12 protein-coding genes are annotated in these 17,910 nt (G+C 71.2%); 8 read left to right on the forward strand and 4 right to left on the reverse strand.

The features are described from left to right. Window positions 1-181 precede the first annotated feature (181 nt). Both CACI_RS16520 and CACI_RS16525 read right to left on the reverse strand, forming a co-directional pair. A complete protein-coding gene (locus CACI_RS16520) occupies window positions 182-1,519 on the reverse strand; it encodes a phenylacetate--CoA ligase family protein (RefSeq protein WP_012787522.1) in 1,338 nt (445 codons plus the stop codon). A 78-nt stretch (window positions 1,520-1,597) separates the two neighbouring features. Further along, window positions 1,598-2,599 carry an aldo/keto reductase gene (locus CACI_RS16525; protein ID WP_012787523.1) on the reverse strand — a complete coding sequence of 334 codons (1,002 nt, stop codon included), beginning with the start codon at window positions 2,597-2,599 and terminating at the stop codon, window positions 1,598-1,600. Between the two features lie 460 nt (window positions 2,600-3,059). Between CACI_RS16525 and CACI_RS16530 the strand changes: the two genes are divergently transcribed. Continuing rightward, on the forward strand, window positions 3,060-4,577 hold the full coding sequence (locus CACI_RS16530) for a glycoside hydrolase family 130 protein (RefSeq protein WP_012787524.1): 1,518 nt from the start codon (window positions 3,060-3,062) through the stop codon (window positions 4,575-4,577). Between the two features lie 117 nt (window positions 4,578-4,694). On the opposite strand, the gene CACI_RS16535 is transcribed toward CACI_RS16530, so the two are convergent. Further along, window positions 4,695-4,994: an adhesin gene (locus tag CACI_RS16535; RefSeq protein WP_012787525.1), complete on the reverse strand. Its 300-nt coding sequence runs from the start codon at window positions 4,992-4,994 to the stop codon at window positions 4,695-4,697. 191 nt (window positions 4,995-5,185) lie between these two features. Between CACI_RS16535 and CACI_RS16540 the strand changes: the two genes are divergently transcribed. From CACI_RS16540 to CACI_RS16570, 7 genes are all read left to right on the forward strand, one after another. Beyond that, on the forward strand, window positions 5,186-5,809 hold the full coding sequence (locus CACI_RS16540) for a hemerythrin domain-containing protein (protein ID WP_012787526.1): 624 nt from the start codon (window positions 5,186-5,188) through the stop codon (window positions 5,807-5,809). 89 nt (window positions 5,810-5,898) lie between these two features. After that, the gene (locus CACI_RS16545) at window positions 5,899-6,564 is read left to right on the forward strand and encodes a hypothetical protein (protein ID WP_012787527.1); all 666 of its coding nucleotides are present in this window, start codon (window positions 5,899-5,901) and stop codon (window positions 6,562-6,564) included. A gap of 140 nt (window positions 6,565-6,704) precedes the next feature. Then, window positions 6,705-11,153: a HAMP domain-containing protein gene (locus CACI_RS16550; protein ID WP_012787528.1), complete on the forward strand. Its 4,449-nt coding sequence runs from the start codon at window positions 6,705-6,707 to the stop codon at window positions 11,151-11,153. Between the two features lie 343 nt (window positions 11,154-11,496). After that, entirely contained in the window at window positions 11,497-13,989 is a 2,493-nt protein-coding gene (locus CACI_RS16555) for a SpoIIE family protein phosphatase (RefSeq protein ID WP_012787529.1), read from the forward strand. Window positions 13,990-14,107: 118 nt separating this feature from the next. Further along, complete coding sequence (locus CACI_RS16560; RefSeq protein ID WP_012787530.1) at window positions 14,108-14,557, forward strand: ATP-binding protein; 450 nt, start codon at window positions 14,108-14,110, stop codon at window positions 14,555-14,557. A 90-nt stretch (window positions 14,558-14,647) separates the two neighbouring features. Next, window positions 14,648-15,340 carry a hypothetical protein gene (locus tag CACI_RS16565; RefSeq protein WP_012787531.1) on the forward strand — a complete coding sequence of 231 codons (693 nt, stop codon included), beginning with the start codon at window positions 14,648-14,650 and terminating at the stop codon, window positions 15,338-15,340. A 91-nt stretch (window positions 15,341-15,431) separates the two neighbouring features. Next, window positions 15,432-17,135, forward strand: a complete 1,704-nt coding sequence (locus CACI_RS16570; RefSeq protein ID WP_012787532.1) for an FAD-dependent monooxygenase — start codon at window positions 15,432-15,434, stop codon at window positions 17,133-17,135. Here CACI_RS16570 and CACI_RS16575 read toward each other — a convergent pair. Further along, window positions 17,124-17,885, reverse strand: a complete 762-nt coding sequence (locus CACI_RS16575; RefSeq protein WP_012787533.1) for a GntR family transcriptional regulator — start codon at window positions 17,883-17,885, stop codon at window positions 17,124-17,126. The genes CACI_RS16570 and CACI_RS16575 overlap by 12 nt on opposite strands. Window positions 17,886-17,910: the final 25 nt, after the last annotated feature.

The following is a 17,910-nucleotide window of genomic DNA, read 5'->3' on the forward strand; positions in this document are numbered from 1 at the left end:
AGGCTTGGCTATGCGTTGGGCGCTGGCGGCCGGCGGCTGGCGGCGAGTGTTCTGTGTGGTGTGGTTCGGCGCTGGTTTGTTGCGGCGGGCGGCTCGCAGCGATGTGTTCGAGCGCATGTGCTCCCGACCAGCTGCTCCGAGTCCGCCCGCGCGTTCAGCGTCGGTGTCGGCGCCGGAAGCCTTACCGCCGGTCGTGGATGCGCGGCGTCTTCCAGCTGACTGGGCCGGTGGGGGCGGCGACTGTTTCGGCGTCGGCCACTATGATCTCCAGCTCGGCGTCGAATGCTTTCCGGCAGGCGGTGATTCGCTCGTCCAGGTGTTGCGGGTGGTTGTCCTCGTGTTCGGGGGTCAGTATCAGGGCCAGCGTGTCGCGGCCGTTGCGGTGGTCTATCAGGATCTTGTGGTCGAGGTATCTGGTGACTCCCGCTATGACTGCGTCTTCGAGGTCGTACGCAGTCGTCTCGACTCCGTTCAGCACCAGCCGATCTGCCACGCGTCCCAGTACCTCGATGCGTCCGTCGGCGTGCAGTCGTACCCGGTCGCCGGTGCGGTAGCGGACGAGTGGTTTCGCTCCCTGGTACAGGTGGGTCGCGACCATTTCGCCGCGGAGGACGCCCTGGGCGTCGGGCGTTGCCGGCTTCAGCGTCAGCGGGTCCACTACCTCGTAGTAGTTCAGCAGCGGTGTCAGCTGGAGGTGGCCCTGCGCTGAGCCGAGGGCGAGGACCGATGATTCCTGCGATCCGTACAGCGACATGTGCGCCTCGGCGTCCCATAGCTCGCCGATGTGCGCCAGTAAGCCCGGCGGTGCTGTCTCGCCGGTGAGCATGAGGACGTTCACGCTGAAGTCCTTGCGCGGGTCCGCCCCTGCTGCGACCGCCGCCTTCGCTAGGGCTACGGCCATGCCTGGGGTGCAGAACAGTCCTGTCACTGGGAGTTCGCGCATCACGCGGAGTGCGCGTTCGAAGCCGATCATCGGGGAGTACGGCCACATCTTGATGCTCGCGTAGCCCAGGTTGCGGCAGACCTCGGTGAAGGTGTCGCCGTGGGCGTGCAGTTCGCTCGGGCCGCAGACGCCCATCACCTGCTGGGTGCCGAAATTGCGGAGCAGGGGTTCGTACTGGACCGTCATGGCGATGTTGGTGTTTAGGCTGTCCACGTCGGCGCGGGGGCTGGGGGTGGAGGCGCCGGTGGTGCCTGTGGTCTCGTAGTAGACCCAGGCTTGGTGGACGGGGAGGGAGGCCAGGTCGAAGCCGTGGTCGCGGAGGTCCTCCTTGGTGGTGAAGGGGATCTCGGCGAGGGCTTCGGGGGTCAGTGTGCTGATCTTCTCGGGGTCGACGTGCGCCAGGCGCTCGCGGTACAGGGGCGAGTGCTGCTTCGCGTAGCCGAGGGTGGCGGCGAAGCAGGCGAGCCGATACGCGTCGAGCTCGGCCGGGGTCGTCCGGCCCTCCTGGTACGCGCGGTACCGGGCGAGGATCTCGCGGGCGAGATCGTCCAGCTCGGGTCGGAAAACGGTGTACATACGGACCTTCGTACCTTCCGGGGCGGGTCGGGGCGGTCAGCTGCGGGCCAGGGCGGGTCAGCCGTGGCTCGGGGCGGATCAGCTGTTCGGATGCGGCTTGCCGGCCGGCAGCATGCCGGAGCGCACGGCGTCCATCCGGTGGCCGGCCACGGCTTCGGCCGGCGAGAGGCGTTCGAGCAGGGCCAGGTCCTCGGCGCCGAGGGTGACCGAGGCGGCCTTGACGTTGTCGGCCACGTGTGAGGCGTGCTCGGCGCCGGGGATGGGGACCACGTCAGGGCCCTGATGGTGCACCCACGCCAGCGCGAGCTGCGCCACCGTGATGCCCATCCGCGCCGCGACGTCCTCCAGGGCGGCGACCAGGCGCATGTTGCGGTCGAAGTTGCCCGGGTGGAAGCGCGGGTTGATGCGGCGTTCGTCCCGGTCGGACAGATCGCCGAGCCGCCGGATGCCCCCGGACAGCAGCCCGCGCGCCAGCGGGGAGAAGGCGACCACGCCGATGCCCAGCTCACGGCACACGCCCAGCGCCTCGCCCTCGACCTCCCGGGAGAACAGGCTCCACTCGCTCTGCAGCGCGGTGATCGGCACGACCGCGTGCGCGCGCCGAATGGTCTCCGGACCGGCTTCCGACAGCCCGACGTACCAGATCTTGCCCTCGGCGATCAGCTCCGCCATGCCCAGCATGGACTCCTCGATCGGCGTGTCGGGATCGACCCGGTGCAGATAGAACAGGTCGATGTGGTCGACCCCGAGCCGGGCCAGCGAACGCTCGCAGGACTCCTTGATGTTGCGCCGGGTTCCGCACAGCCGTCGGCCGGCCTCGCCGCGTCCCCGGACGATCCCGCATTTCGTGGCGATCACCGCCTGGTCCCGACGTCCCCGAACAGCCCGTCCGACCAAGCTCTCGTTATGTCCGAGCCCGTAGATGTCCGCGGTATCGAGCATGGTCACGCCCATATCGAGCGCGCGGTGCACGGCGCGCAGAGCCTCCCCGGGCTCCACCGGTCCGCGGAACTCGCTCAGTCCCATACAGCCCAGTCCTTGGGCCGGGACGCGCAGCCCTCCCAACTGCCGAACGGGCATGGACCCGTACCCCGAGCGGGGATGAAAAGTGTCTTGACCTGGTATTACAGCTTGATGCATGTACCCTCCTGTGTGCGGTGTGGCGACGCCCCCGAGGATGGTGGCGCCAAGCATAGAAAAGGTAGGGTACTTATGTAAGGGCTAGAAATTAGTGGACTGATATGCTGCGCCCGACAGTCTGTTCGAAATCGGGCGCCACGTACTGCGGGGTATGACAGCGGGTAAAACGAACATTCTCCTGCGCGGTCTGCGACAGGTTGTAAACGGACCTTACGGACCGGGCCACAGCCCTGGCGTGCCCGGCTGCCGCGGTGGGGGAGAACACCACCGGAATCAGGGCCGGAATCCACCGCTTTGGCAGGGCCTTGCCATTACATTGACTATGTTTGAACGGCTGGGTGCGGGTTAATCGCAACCTTTCCGCTGTTGACCTTCGACCCCAGCTGACTGGTGATGCCGCATGACCACCGCTGAATCCGTCCCCGCGCAGAGTCCGGCCCGGGGACTGGAGGCCGACGAACTCGTGACCCGCAGGCGCCTGCGCCTCAACCGAGATCCCAGCCGCGTCATCGCGAAACTCTTCCTCCCCGGAGGGCAGCCTCCGGACATGAACTCCCGCGCCGGCGGCGTCGTCCGCCGCGTTCTGACCCTGTCCGACGTTGAGGTCGAGGCCTCCTACACGCAGATCCTCGAGCAGTTCGGCTCCCGCCACCGCGACCTGCAGGAGACGTTCGCCGAGAACTACCGCACCATCGAGCACCGCGTGGGCCATGACAAGGACGTCTCCGAGCAGCGCAGACTGCTGATCGGCGCGCACTTCACCCACGAATACGCGATCGAGGGCGCGGCGCTGACCAACCCCTCGATGGTCCCGCACCCCGATCAGAGCGGTCTGCGGCCCGGCGAACTCCGCTTCCTGATGAGCGCCCGCGCCATCGGCGAGGGGCACCTGTCCTGTGTCGAGTTCCGGACCGGCGTCATCGGGTCCGGCGGCGAGCTGCGCGTCGACCAGCCCTCACCGCACGCCTCGATCGGCAGCGTGCGCGCCACCCGCTACGAGCGCTCGCTCCTGGCGGCGGCGATGGCCGGTCACGGCGAGGACGACGAAGTCGTCGCCTACCTCCTGCGCCACCTGCCCGAGCACTTCACGGACGCCGAGCTGGAAGCCCGCCTCGGCGAGCTGCATCCGCAGCTGCTCGTCCAGGAAAACACCTACCGCACGGTCTCCCGCATCCACTGGTTCCTGGCCTGCCAGTACCGGCTGGAGTTCAGCGCCGACGCCGACGTCTCCGAACACGTCCTGTGGCCGCAGTCGCCGACCGAGCGGCGCGGCGTCGAGGACGCCCGGTTCGTGCGCTGCGTGGACCCGGACGGCTCGGTGATGTACCGCGGGACGTACACCGCCTACAGCGGCAGCGACTCGGCGACCCAGCTCATGGAGACCCCCGATTTCCAGACCTTCCAGATGTCCCAGTTGTTCGGCCCGGCCGTCGGCAGCAAGGGTCTGGCCCTGTTCCCGCGCCAAGTCGAGGGACGCCATGTGGCGCTGTCGCGCTGGGACCCGGAGAGCAACGCGATCGCCACGTCCCAGGACGGCCGGATCTGGCAGCGCGCCGGCAGCCTGGACGCGCCGCTGCGCCAATGGGAGCTGACCCAGGTCGGCAACTGCGGATCGCCGATCGAGACCGAAGCCGGATGGCTGGCGCTGACCCACGGCGTCGGACCGATGCGGACCTACGCGCTCGGCGCCATCCTGCTGGATCTGAAGGATCCGACGCAGGTGGTCGGCACGCTGCGGGACCCCCTGCTGATCGCCGCGCCGGACGAGCGCGACGGGTACGTGCCGAACGTCGTCTACTCCTGCGGCGCGCTCAAGCACGAGGACCTGCTGGTGATCCCCTACGGCTTCGGCGACATGGGGATCGAGTTCGCGACCGTCTCGGTGTCCGGGCTGCTGGAGCGGCTGGAAGGACACTGACCACTGACCCTGTAAAGGACACTGGCCCTATAAAGGAATGCTGACCATATAAGAGGACGTCAAAGCCGGGTCGGCCACAGCGGTGGGCTGTGGCCGACCCGGCTTCGCGCGTCGCGGTTACTGCTGCGGCGCGAGCAGGAACCTGACCCCGCCGTCGTCGGCGACGGTCGCGTCCAGCTGCTGGTCGTTCAGGGCCTGCGCGGCCTCGGCCTCGAGGAAGACCCGGGCGGGCCCGGTCTCCACGACGGCGTCGCCGGAGTGCGGACCCTGGGTGAGGGACAACGAAAGTTGACCCTGCCCGCTGTTCTGGGCGGCACCGTGCGAAACGATGCGCAGCCCGGCACTGTCGTCGGGCAGATCGGATTGCGTGGTCAGGTTGCGGACGGCCTCGGCGGCCCGGTCGGTGAGAGTCAGCACGACTTCCTCCCGGTGCTTGTTGTCGTCGGATGGGTACTCGACGCGGTTACCCGGTCCTGAAGTCCTAAACGTCAGGTGTCCCGGCTGTGGCGTTTTCCATCACCCGATCGGGGGTGTTTACGCCGGGCGCCAGCGGTCAATGGGGAGGGATGCTGACCAGCGGGGTCGGCCGGAGCGAGGAGCTGCCCCGAATGAGCGCGACCGACCGCCGTGATGTGATCGACGTCCTGACCGGCGAGCACCGCGCGGTCGAGGCGTTGTTCCAGCGGCTGGAGACCGGGGGCGGCGGTCCCGACGGCTCGCGCAAGTCCCTGGTCGACGCGCTCGCCCTGGAGCTGGCCTGGCACGCCGCCGCCGCGCAGCGCTACCTGCTGCCGCTGGCCCGGCGCACCCTGCCCGACGGCGACGCGCTGGCCGACCGGCACACCGCCGAGCATCTGACGGTCGAGCACATGGTGCGCGACCTGGAGGCCAAGGACCCCTCGGACGCCCGCTTCGAGCCGCTGCTGGCGCAGCTGGTCGCCGCGGCGCGCGGGCACATCGAGCACGAGGAGCAGATCACCTTCGTGGAGCTGACCCGGGAGTGCGACCGGGGCGAGCTGCTGGCCGCCGGCGAGGAGATGGCCGCCGCGCGGCGCCGGGCCGAGGCCGAGGCCGCGAGCGCGACCATCCCGGCGCAGGCCAGGTCCGACGCCGCCGGACCTGGATCGGTGACCACCGCCTCGACCACCGCGGCCAGCGCCTCCACCACCGCCACCCCCACTCCCGCCCCCAGCGTCGTCGACCGGGTCCGGGCGGCACTCTTCGGCGCCTGACCGCCTGCCTGGGGCGAACCGGACTTGAGCCGGACTGACCGTGCCGCGAAGCCGGCACGGGAGAAGACTGGGGGTGGAAGGAGGTAGCGATGAACGCCTTCGAGGAATACGACATCGGCAGCGCGGTCCGCTGCCACACCGGACCATGCGGCCACCTGGTCTGCGTCGTGGTGGACCCGGTCGCCGAGCGGCTCACGCACCTGATCGTGGTGGCCCGGGACGGGACCGCCGGACGGCTGGTGCCGGTGGAGCTGGCGCACGCCGACCAGGACGGCGTCCGCCTGGACTGCACCCAGGAGCACTTCGACCGGCTGGAGCCCTCGATAGCGACGCACTTCCTGCTCGCGCCGGACGCCGAACAGCGGTACGGCTACCACGAGGGCGAGGTCGTCTACTGGCCGTTCTACGGCCTCGCGCCGGCCGGCGCCGCCATGGGTCTGACCTGCCTGGACCCGCTGGCCTCGCCGCGTATGGAGATCGAGGACCGGGTTCCGGCCGGGCAAGTGAGAATCCGGCGCGGGGAGCGCGTCGAGGCCTCCGACGGGCCCATCGGGCACGTCCGCGGCCTGGTCGTGGACCCGGCCGACGAGGCGGTCACGCACGTGCTGCTCGACGAGGGCCACCTGTGGGGGCACAAGCGGGTGGCGATCCCGGTCGGCGCGGTCACGGGCATCGACGCCGAGGGCGTGACCGTCCGGCTGACCAAACACCAGATCAAGGACTTGCCGTCGGTGGAGGTCGCGGGGCTGGACTGATCCGCGCCGCGTGAAGCGGCGAAGCGCAGAACACGGCAGTGAAACCGCCGCGCCCGGCCGTCTTCCGCCGGTGCGCGGCACAGGTACAGGATGGGGGTATCGGGCGTGGCCCGCGCCCCGTACACGAACGGTGAGGCTACATGGAATCCCCTGAGACCCGGCTGGACCGGCCGGCCTCGACCGACCCGCGTCTGGAGCGGATCCTCGGCGCGCTGCGCGCCGTGCGCGACGGCGACTTCCGCCGGCGCATCGTCGTCAGCGGGGACGACGTGGTGGCGGAGATCTGTGTGCTGTGCAACGACATCGCCGAGGCGAACCAGGGCTACCTGGCCGAGCTGGAGCGGGTCGGGGCGGCCGTGGGCCGGGACGGCGCGCTGGGCCAGCGGCTGGCGCCGGGCACCGGCGCCGGGGACTGGGAGCGCCAGCGCGAGACCGTCAACACCCTGCTGGACGACCTGGCCCGGCCGCTGCTGGACACCGGCCGGGTGCTCGCCGCGATCGCCCAGGGCGACCTGTCCCAGCAGGTGGTCGTGGACGGCCGGGGCGACCTGGCCGACGTCGGCCGGACCCTGGACGACATGCGCCTGACGCTGCGCACCCTGGCCTCGGAGGTCACCCGGGTGGCCGGGGAGATCGGCAGCGACGGACGCCTCGGCGGCCAGGCAGAGGTCCCCGGCGCCGCGGGCACCTGGAAGGACCTCACCGACTCGGTCAACCTGATGGCCGGCAACCTCACCGGCCAGGTCCGCGACATCGCGCAGGTCGCCACCGCGGTCGCCCGGGGCGACCTGACCCGGCAGATCACCGTCGACGTGCGCGGCGAGCTGCTGGAGCTGAAGACCACCCTGAACACCATGGTGAACCAGCTGTCCGGGTTCGCCGACGAGGTCACCCGGGTGGCCCGCGAGGTCGGCAGCGACGGCATCCTGGGCGGCCAGGCGAAGGTCCCCGGCGTGGCCGGGACCTGGAAGGACCTCACCGACTCGGTGAACCTGATGGCCGGCAACCTGACCAACCAGGTGCGCAGCATCGCACGGGTGGCCACCGCCGTGGCCTCCGGCGACCTGACCCAGACCATCGACGTGGATGTGCGCGGGGAGATCCTGGAGCTCAAGGACACCCTGAACACCATGGTCGAGCAGCTGTCCGGGTTCGCCTCCGAGGTGATCCGGGTGGCCCGCGAGGTCGGCACCGAGGGCCGCCTCGGCGGCCAGGCACAGGTCCCCGGGGTCGCCGGGCTCTGGCGCGACCTCACCGACGCGGTGAACTCGATGGCCAACAACCTGACCAACCAGGTGCGCAACATCGCGCAGGTCACCACCGCCGTGGCGCAGGGCGACCTGGGCAAGAAGATCGACGTGGACGCCCGCGGCGAGATCCTGGAGCTGAAGACCACCATCAACACCATGGTCGACCAGCTCTCCGGCTTCGCCGACGAGGTCACGCGCGTGGCCCGCGAGGTCGGCACCGAGGGCAACCTGGGCGGCCAGGCGCGCGTGCGCGGCGCCTCGGGCACGTGGAAGGACCTGACCGACAACGTCAACGTCATGGCGAACAACCTGACCGGCCAGGTCCGCAGCATCGCGCGGGTCGCCACGGCGGTCGCTTCCGGCGACCTGACCAAGAAGATCACCGTGGAGGCCAAGGGCGAGGTCGCGGCGCTCGCCGAGACCTTCAACGGCATGGTCGACACGCTCTCGGCGTTCGCCGACGAGGTGACCCGCGTGGCCGGCGAGGTCGGCACCGAGGGCATGCTCGGCGGCCAGGCGCGCGTGCCCGGCGTGGCCGGGACCTGGAAGGAGCTCACCGACCGGGTGAACGTGATGGCCGACAACCTGACCAGCCAGGTGCGGAACATCGCGCAGGTGACCACCGCGGTCGCCAACGGGGACCTGACCCGCCGGATCGACGTGGACGCGCGCGGCGAGATCCTCGAGCTGAAGACCACCCTGAACACGATGGTGGACCGGCTCTCTGCCTTCGCCTCCGAAGTGACCCGCGTCGCCCGCGAGGTCGGTACGGAAGGCAAGCTCGGCGGTCAGGCCACTGTCGAGGACGTCTCAGGGACCTGGCAGCGCCTCACCGAATCGGTGAACCAGCTCGCCTCCAACCTGACCACGCAGGTCCGCGCGATCGCCGAGGTCGCCACCGCGGTGACCGAGGGCGACCTGACCCGCGCGATCACCGTCGACGCCTCCGGAGAGGTCGCCGACCTCAAGGACAACATCAACCAGATGATCGCCAACCTGCGCGCGACCACCAACGCCAACCAGGAGCAGGACTGGCTGAACACCAACCTGGCGCGCATCGCCGGTCTGCTCCCCGGGCGGCGCGACCTGGCCAGCGTCGCGGCCATGGTTCTGGAGGAGCTGGCGCCGCTGGTCTCCGCGCACAGCGCCGCGTTCTTCCTCGCCGAGTCCGAGGACGGACCGCTGGGCTTCGCCGAGGAGGCCGCGGACGTCCGGCTGCGGATGATCGCAGGGTTCGGCTACGCCGCCGCCCCCGGCGACGGCCCGGTCTTCGCCCCCGGGCAGGGACTGGTCGGGCAGGTCGCGGTGAGCAAGAAGACGGTCGCGCTGACCGGCGCGCCGGCCGGGTACGTGCCGATCCGCTCCGGGCTCGGGCAGACCGACGCCACCAACGTCATCGTGCTCCCGGTGCTCTTCGAACGGCAGACGCTCGGCGTGATCGAGCTGGCCTCGGTCAACGTGTTCACCCAGACCCACCGCGACTTCCTGGAGACGCTCAAGGAGACGATCGGCACCGCGGTCAACACCATCACCACCAACGTCCGCACCGACGCGCTGCTGCGCGAGTCCCAGCGCCTGACCACCGAGCTGCAGAAGCGCCAGAGCGACCTGCAGGAGTCGAACAACGAGCTCGAGGACAAGGCGGCGCAGCTCGCTCGGCAGAACAAGGACATCGAGATCAAGAACACCGAGATCGAGCAGGCGCGCCTCACCCTGGAGGACCGCGCGCAACAGCTCGCCCTGGCGTCCAAGGTCAAGTCCGAGTTCATGGCGAACATGTCGCACGAGCTGCGCACCCCGCTGAACAGCATGCTGATCCTGGCCCGGCTGCTGGCCGACAACGTCGACACCAACCTGACCCCGCGCCAGGTGGACTTCGCCCAGACCATCCACTCGGCGGGCTCGGACCTGCTGGAGCTGATCAACGACATCCTGGACCTGTCCAAGATCGAGGCCGGCCGGATGGAGGTGCAGAACGAGTCCTGGCCGATCGCCGACCTGGCCGAGGGACTGGCCGCGACGTTCCAGCCGCTGGCCGCCGAGAAGGGCCTGCGGCTGCGCGTGGACGTCACCGCCGGCGCGCCGGCCACCGTCACCGCCGACAGCCAGCGCGTCCAGCAGATCCTGCGCAACCTGCTGTCCAACGCGGTGAAGTTCACCGACACCGGCGAGGTGACGCTGCGGGTGACCGCGGCGCGCGGCGCGCACGGCGAGCCGGCGATCGCCTTCGCGGTCGTGGACACCGGCATCGGGATCGCCGAGGACAAGCTGGAGCTCATCTTCGAGGCCTTCCAGCAGGCCGACGGCACCACCAGCCGGCAGTACGGCGGCACCGGGCTGGGCCTGTCCATCAGCCGCGAGCTGACCCGGCTGCTCAGCGCCGAGCTGCGGGTCTCCAGCGCGCCGGGCCGGGGGAGCACCTTCACCCTGCAGCTCCCGATCGAGCCGCCGGCCGCCGACGCCAAGGTCGAGCCCGCCGGCACGGACCGTCCCTCCGGCGCCGACGCCGGCGACGCGCAGGCGCCGGCCGCGGTCCTGGTCATGGAGCCGGTCGGGGTCACAACGCTGGCCGACGCGGTCGAGTCGGTCCTGGACGAGCTCACCGGCATCAAGGGCCGGGTCGCGGTGACCCGGCTGTCCCGGGCGGCCGATCTGGACGGCGTGCTGGCCGGCGGCGCGCGTCCGGTCTGCGCGGTCGTCGACCTCGGCTGTCCGGAGGCAGAGGTGCGCGCCGTCCTGGACGCCGTCACGACCGGCGCCTCCAGCACCCCGGTCATGCTCTACGAATCGGTGGCCGAGGACGGCGCCGCCGACGCGCTGCGCCGCTCGGTCCGCGACGCCGCCCGCTGGGAGGTCGCGCACTCGGTCCCGCAGGTCGCCGAACGCGTGACCCTGCACGTCCTGACCGGCGCCCCGCGCCTGAGCGGACCCGGCTCCGAGCCGGACCGCCCGGGGCGGGAGCTGCCGCGCTTCGACGGCCAGAAGGTCCTGGTCATCGACGACGACATCCGCAACGTCTTCGCCCTCACCAGCGCGCTGGAGCTGCACGGCCTCACCGTGGTCTACGCCGGCAACGGCCGGGAGGGCATCGAGCTGCTCAAGCAGAACGAGGACGTGGCGCTGGCACTGATGGACATCATGATGCCCGGCATGGACGGCTACGCCACCACCGCCCGCATCCGCGCCCTGGACGGCTTCCGCGACCTGCCGATCGTCGCGGTCAGCGCCAAGGCGATGAAGGGCGACCGCGAGAAGAGCCTGGCCGCCGGGGCGAACGAGCACGTCACCAAGCCAGTGGACATGGATCTGCTGCTGCGGCTGATCAAGGATCTGATCTGACGGCGATCAGGGAGGATCCGAAGCCGGCGTAGGAGCGTCTGCTCCGGATCGCCGCGGCGGAGCCCGCCTCACGCTGGCGGGTTCCGCAGGTGTGCGCGGGGCGCGCATGGGATTATTGGCACGGCAGGCCGGGAACCGGCGCGCCCTCGGTGCCGTCCAACCCACGGCGTCACAAGCATCAGGGCGGAGAGCGTAAGAGCGTGCGGGCAATGGTCGGCGAACAGGTGAGACGGCTCGCCGCGGGCGCGGTGCATGGCTTGGCGTCGGCGTGGGCAGACCTGGGAGACCGCTGCGGTCCGCCGCCGCGGGCCGCCGATCCGCGCACGCTGCTGGGGCTGACCGCATGAATGAGGACGACATCGCGCCGCGTGACGATGCCGAGCGCGCTGGACCGCGTGCCGATGCCGAGGCCGCCGGGTCGCGCGACGGTGCCGAGCTCACCGCGTCGCGCGACGATGCCGAGGGCGCCGCGTCGCGCGACGCCGCCGAGGGCGCCGCGCCGCACGACGACGCCGAGCGCACCGCGCTGCGTGCGGCGGCGCGCGCCTTCGCCGACGAGCGTCGGCAGCTGCTGCACGACCAGCGCGAGCACCGCCGCGACGCGCTCGTCGACCAGGCGGTCGGCGTGGTCATGGCGCGCTCGGCGTGCGGTTCGGCCGAGGCGGTCGCGCAGCTGGCGGCGATCGCCGAGCGCAGCCGGCGGCCGCTGGCCGATGTCGCCGCCGACGTGGTGGCCGAGGCCTCGGGCCGGTCCGCGGAGCCCGCGGAGCGCTCCGACACGCTGCGGCTGCGGCCGGAGGTCGCGGGCCTGGACCGGGCCACCGACGGCGACGACCTGGCCCGCGTCCTGGTCGCCGAGGCGCTGGGCTTCTCCCATCCCACCGGCGCGGCCATCGGGCTGCTGGATGATGACGGGACCGTGGCGGTCGTCGGCTCGCACGGCTTTCCGGCGCGGGGGATCCGGCGCTGGCGGCGGATCCCCCCGGCCGTGGACTGCTTGATCAACCGCGCGCTGCGAGCCGGGCGACCGGTCTGGACCGACGCCGGGACCGGCGACGCGCCGCCGCCCTTGGGCGAGCCGGCCGGCGCCGACCGGGCCCAGACCCGGGTCGCGGTGCCGGTGCGGTTCGGGCGCGCGCTGATCGGTGCGGTGGAGCTGGCGTGGCCGCCGAACGCCGAGCTTGATCAGCAGGCTCGGCGGCAGGCCGAGGCGGTGGTGCTCTCGGTGGGTCCGTCGTTGCTGCGGACGCTGGGACCTGAAGGGTCCGCGGCATCAGTGGCATCCGCGGCATCCGCGGCATCGGCAGCATCGGCGGCGAGCTCCGCCGGTTCTTCTGCCGCCGACGACTCACCGTGGCAGGACCTGCTGGATCTCATGGAACAGCCGGCGCTCGTGGTGAGCGAGGACCCCGCGGCTCCCGACGACGTCCGCCGCTTCCGCGTGATCGCCCGCAATCAGCACGCTGCGGAGCTGGTGAGCCCGGTCGCCACCGACGGCACCCTCGCCGAGGCCGCGCCCTGGCTGCTCGCCGAGGATCTGCCCGAGCGCCTGATCGCTGTGCTGCACACCGGCGCGCCGTACCGGCTCCGGGTCCAGACCGGTCCGCTCGGCGTGGACTCGCTCACCGCGGTGCGCGTCGGCGCCGGGACGGTGATCGTGGTCTGCCATCGCGCCTCCTTGGACCCGATCGCCGCCGACGGCACGCTGGAGCGCCTCGCCCGCTTCGGGACCTGGCGCTGGGACGTCGACAGCGACCGCGTGGCCTGGTCCGCCGAGGCGCTGGGGATCGTGGACGCGCCGGGCTTGGGCGACTCCGCCGGGATCGACCGCCCGCCCTACACCGTGCACCCGGACGACACCGAAGCCGAGCGCCGCTTCGTCAAGACCCTGACGGTCGAACGCCGTCCCGCCGAGGCCGAGTTCCGGATCCTGCACTACGACGGCGAGCCGACCCGCGTGCGGGTGGCGGCCGAGCCGGTCGGCGGGGAGGAGGACGCCGCCGAGTCCGGCGCTGTGTCCGGCGCGGTGGTCGGCGTGGTCCAGGACGTGACCGAGTGGCGCCGCGCCGAGACCGGCCTGGAAGTCGCCCGCGTCCAGCTCGCCGCCCAACGCTCCCGCGCCGACGCCGAACGCCAGCTGGCCTCGGCGCTCCAGCAGGCCGTCGTGCCCAGCGCGGCCCGCAACCAGCCGCCGCGCAGCGGGGTGCAGATCGCCGCGCGCTACCGCCCGGCCAGCGCCTCGGCCGGCGTCGGCGGGGACTGGTACTCGGTCTTCCCGCTGCGCGACGACAAGATGCTGCTGGCGATCGGCGACGTCGCCGGGCACGGCCTGCCCGCCGCCTCGGCGATGGCCGACCTGCACCACGGACTGCGCGGCATGGCGCTGGCCGAGACCCGCCCGGGCCGGCTGCTCACGCTGCTCAACGAGCTGGTCGAGACCATGCCGCAGTTCACCATCGCCAGCGCCTGCGCGCTGCTGTGGGATCCCGCGACCCGCCGCCTGACCTGGGGGAACGCCGGGCATCCGGCGCCGCTGCGGATCCGGGCCGGCGTGGCCACGCCGCTGTACGACGCGGTGGGACCGATGCTCGGCGCCGATCCGTACGCCGAATACGAGGACTGCGAAGCCGACGTGGCCAGCGGCGACGTGCTGCTGCTGTACACCGACGGCCTAGTGGAGCGCCGCCGGGTCGGCGACGACGAAACCATCGCGCATCTGCTCCACCAGACCAGGTATCCCGACGCCGACCTGGACCATTACGCCGACCGGATCCTCGACAGCGCGCGCTCGGACACCGACGACGACGTGTGCGTGCTGGCCGTCCGCTTCGAATAGCGCGGTACGTATGTTTGATCTGCTCCGGATCGGTCAACCGGAGGAGGTCGGGCCGCCAGTAGTGGAACGGGAACACACGGGAAACCTGGGGCCGTGGGGGACGGTCGAAGGAGGAACCATGACGCAGAGCGTCGAGGCGGCGCCGAGGCACAGCCGGATCAGGACGCAGCGCGGCCCGTCCGCGGTCCTGACCGTGCCGGCCCGCAAGGATTACGTGGTCATCATCCGCTCCGCGGTGGCCCAACTCGCCGCGTGCGCCGGATTCACCACCCGCGAGATCTCCGATCTGCGGCTGGCGGTCAACGAGGCGTGCGCGCTGCTGGTCACCGGGCAGCAGAGCACCGGCGTCATTGAGTGCCGCGCCGACGTCGGCGCGGCACTCAATGACGCCCCGGGCGACGTGCTGCGGGTCACCCTGGCCGCCCCCACCGGCGCCTTCGACACCCCCGACACCGACGGTCTGGGCTGGACCATGATGACCGCCCTGGTCGACGCGGTGGCCTGGGCCCAGGACGGGGTCACGGCGCGCGTCGACCTGAAGGTGCGGCGCGGCGTCCGGACTGGTTGATCTTTCACCTTTGCTCCTTATGCGCCACTTCCCCGATATACCGCAGACTGGAAGAGGGGACGACCGGCGAAGGAGAGGAGGCAGGTCCAGATGACCGCCACCGTGAACCGTGTGATCGGACGGAAGTATGTGATCGGGAGCCGCGTCTACTGTTCGGAATGCCCGTGCGGCTACTTGGCCTCGGCGGTCGTGGACCCCGCCACCGGCCGCCTGGAGCACCTGATTGTGACCCCCGACCACGGCATCGACTCGCGCCTGGTGCCGATCGCCACCGCGCACTGCGAGGGTGAGGCGGTACGGCTGCACTGCACGCTCGACGACTTCAACGCCATGGAGCCGGCGGTCGACGTGCACATCACGCCGATGGACCCGGCCCGCCCGCCCCGGCACGTCCCGGAGGAGGAGAGCTCCGCCTGGCCGTTCTTCGACCTCGGACCGAGCGAACCGGGCCTGGGACTGGCGGCGCCGGAGCCGGTGCTGCTGCCCCGCATCGCCTACGACAACCACGTCCCGGCGGGCGAGGCGCGCATCTATCCCGGGGACCACGTGCACGCCAGCGACGGGCTGATCGGCCGCGTGCGCGGTGTGGTGGTGGCGCCGGAGGGCGACGCGGTCACGCACATCCTGATCGACCAAGGACTGCTGCGCGCGCACAAGAGGGTGGCGATCCCGATGGAGCGGGTCGACGGCGTCGGGGACGACGGTGTCCGGGTCCTGATGACACGGCGCGAAGTGAAGGAGTTGGCGCCGTGCGAGGTCGTCGCGCAGCTGCCCCCACTTTAAAGATATACCCGACCCCCGATCTTGCGGCAAGGGGCGGGGGAGGGCGCACAATCGTCGGCTGAAGCTGTGAGCTGCACCGACGGGAGACGCCATGGGGATGACAGGGTTCGACGATCGAGGGCTGACGCCGACGGACGAGCGCATGACTGCCGAGCGCATGATTGCCGAGCACGCGCCGATCGAGCGCGCGCCTGCCGAGCGCATGCCTGCCGAGCCCGCGCCGACCGAGCGCACGCCTGCCGAGCACGTGCGGACCGAGCGCGTGCCTGCTGAGCGCGTGCCTGCCGAGCACCTGCCTGCCGAGCCCGCCGTCGTCATCGTCGGCGCCGGTCCGACCGGTCTGATGCTCGCCGCCGAGCTCGCCTTGGCGAATGTCGAAGTGGCTCTGCTGGAGCGGCGCCCCGACCAGGAGCTGATGGGCCAGCGCGCCCTCGGTTTCTTCGCCCGCACCGTCGAGGTGTTCGACCAGCGCGGCATCGCCGAGCGCTTCCTGGAGCAGGCCAAGATCGGGCAGTTCGGCGGCTTCGCCTGGATCCGCCTGGACGTCGGCGACTTCCCGACCCGCCATGCCTACGGCGTCGGCCTGGCACAGCGGCACATCGAGCGCGTCCTGGCCGACTGGGTCGCCGAACTCGGCGTGCGGATCCAGTACGGCGCCGAGGTCGCGGGCTTCACCCAGGACGAGTCCGGCGTCGAAGTCGGCCTGTCCGACGGCCGCACGCTCCGCGCGCAGTACCTGGTCGGCTGCGACGGCGGCAGCAGCCTGATTCGCAAGGGCGCCGGCATCGGCTTCCCAGGCTGGGACACATCTATCAGCAGCCTGATCGGCGAGGTCGAGTTCACCACCGAACCGGAGTACGGCCTGCACCGCATCGACGGCGGGCTGCACTCCTTCGCCGCGCCGAACGAGAAGGGCCTGACCGGCGTCATGGTCAGCGAGCCGCACCCCGGCCGCACCGAGCGCCCGACATTGCGCGACCTGAGCGAGGCTTTGACCGCGGCGTTCGGCACCGACTACGGACTGCACGGCGCCGCCTGGATCTCCCGCTTCAGCGACATGGCGCGCCAAGCCGATTCCTACCGCGACCGCCGCGTCCTGCTGGCCGGCGACTCAGCACACATCCATTCCCCGATGGGCGGCCAGGGACTCGGCGTCGGCGTGCAGGACGCGGTGAACCTCGGCTGGAAGCTGGCGCAGGTGGTCCACGGCACCGCGCCGCAGACCCTGCTCGACACCTACCACGCCGAGCGCCACCCGGTCGCCGCCCGCGTGCTGCACAACACCCTCGCGCAGGTCGCGCTCACCGGCACCGGTCCGCGCACCGAGGCGTTGCGCGACATCGTGACCGAGCTGCTGGCGATGGACGAGCCGCGCAGACGGATCGCCGGGATGATGTCAGGGCTCGATATTCAGTACCCGGATATCGCGCTCGCGGCAGCCAAAGCGGGCGACGAACCGCACCCGCTCCTCGGCCGCCGCATGCCCGACCTCGACCTGATTACTCCGGGCGGCGAGGAGCGTGTCTATACCCTGCTTCACGAAGCCCGCCCGGTTTTCCTCAGCTTCGCGCAACCCGGCGCCTTCGACCTGACCGCCTGGTCCGACCGCGTCCGTCTGGTCGAGGCGCAGACACCGGCCGCCGACACCTGGGACCTCCCCGTCCTCGGAGCGGTCCCCGCCGTGCAAGCCGTCCTGATCCGCCCCGACGGCTACGTCGCCTGGGCCGGCGGGCCCGACACCCCCGGCCTCACCGAAGCGCTCACCACCTGGTTCGGAGCACCCTCAGGATCCTGAGTTCCCCGGAACCATGTGCTGCCGCGTCATCGGTGTCGAAGCCAGCGAGTTGTGCACGACGAACGCCACGCTGCCGGGCACGTACCGGTCCTCGGACCACTCCAGCGGCACCCCCGCAGGGTCCGTGGACCGCCGCCGCTCGCGCAGCAGGGGGTCCCCCGGCGCGCAGCCCAGCAGCTCGGCGTCCTCCGGTGCGGCCAGCACCAGGTCGATGGTGTGCTCGGCGTCCGCCACGAAGATCCCGGCGCTCTCCAGGAACTCGGTGACCGACACTGTGTCCGAGGCCAGATTCTCCACGATCGTGCCCGCCAGCTCCGGATACACCGTCCGCTCCAGCATCGCCGGGCGCCCTGACAGGAGTCTGAGACGCATTACGTGCAGCACCCGCGCGTCGGCGTCGATGCGCAAGTGGCGCTGCTCGTTGGGGTCGGCGGGGTGCCAGCCCTGACCGACCACGCGGCCCTCGGGCGTCTCGCCGATGGAGCGGGCCCAGCGGGCGAAGCTCTGCATCTGGGCGAAGTCCTGCACCGGGGCGTCGTCCAGGACCACCCGGCGGGTGCCGCGCCGGGAGGTGACCAGGCCGTCCTGGCGCAGCAGCATCAGGGCTTGGCGGATCGTGCCGCGCGAGACCTCGTACTGTCCGGCCAGCGCCCCCTCGCTGGGCAGCTTGCCGCCCGGGCCGTACGCGTGCTCGGTGATGGCGTGCCGCAGCTCTTCGGCGATCCGCCGGTATCTCGGTTCCTGGGTCACCAGGAGTCCCCCGCTTCCGTGGGTT

Origin of the sequence: Catenulispora acidiphila DSM 44928, from assembly GCF_000024025.1 — a bacterium.
GTDB lineage: Bacteria > Actinomycetota > Actinomycetes > Streptomycetales > Catenulisporaceae > Catenulispora > Catenulispora acidiphila.

Excerpts from the sequence above, each read along its gene's own strand:
- CACI_RS16520 (WP_012787522.1), bottom strand. The coding sequence starts at position 1,519 with ATGTACACCGTTTTCCGACCCGAGCTGGACGATCTCGCCCGCGAGATC.
- CACI_RS16525 (WP_012787523.1), bottom strand. The coding sequence starts at position 2,599 with ATGCCCGTTCGGCAGTTGGGAGGGCTGCGCGTCCCGGCCCAAGGACTG.
- CACI_RS16530 (WP_012787524.1), top strand. The coding sequence starts at position 3,060 with ATGACCACCGCTGAATCCGTCCCCGCGCAGAGTCCGGCCCGGGGACTG.
- CACI_RS16540 (WP_012787526.1), top strand. The coding sequence starts at position 5,186 with ATGAGCGCGACCGACCGCCGTGATGTGATCGACGTCCTGACCGGCGAG.
- CACI_RS16545 (WP_012787527.1), top strand. The coding sequence starts at position 5,899 with ATGAACGCCTTCGAGGAATACGACATCGGCAGCGCGGTCCGCTGCCAC.
- CACI_RS16550 (WP_012787528.1), top strand. The coding sequence starts at position 6,705 with ATGGAATCCCCTGAGACCCGGCTGGACCGGCCGGCCTCGACCGACCCG.
- CACI_RS16555 (WP_012787529.1), top strand. The coding sequence starts at position 11,497 with ATGAATGAGGACGACATCGCGCCGCGTGACGATGCCGAGCGCGCTGGA.
- CACI_RS16560 (WP_012787530.1), top strand. The coding sequence starts at position 14,108 with ATGACGCAGAGCGTCGAGGCGGCGCCGAGGCACAGCCGGATCAGGACG.
- CACI_RS16565 (WP_012787531.1), top strand. The coding sequence starts at position 14,648 with ATGACCGCCACCGTGAACCGTGTGATCGGACGGAAGTATGTGATCGGG.
- CACI_RS16570 (WP_012787532.1), top strand. The coding sequence starts at position 15,432 with ATGGGGATGACAGGGTTCGACGATCGAGGGCTGACGCCGACGGACGAG.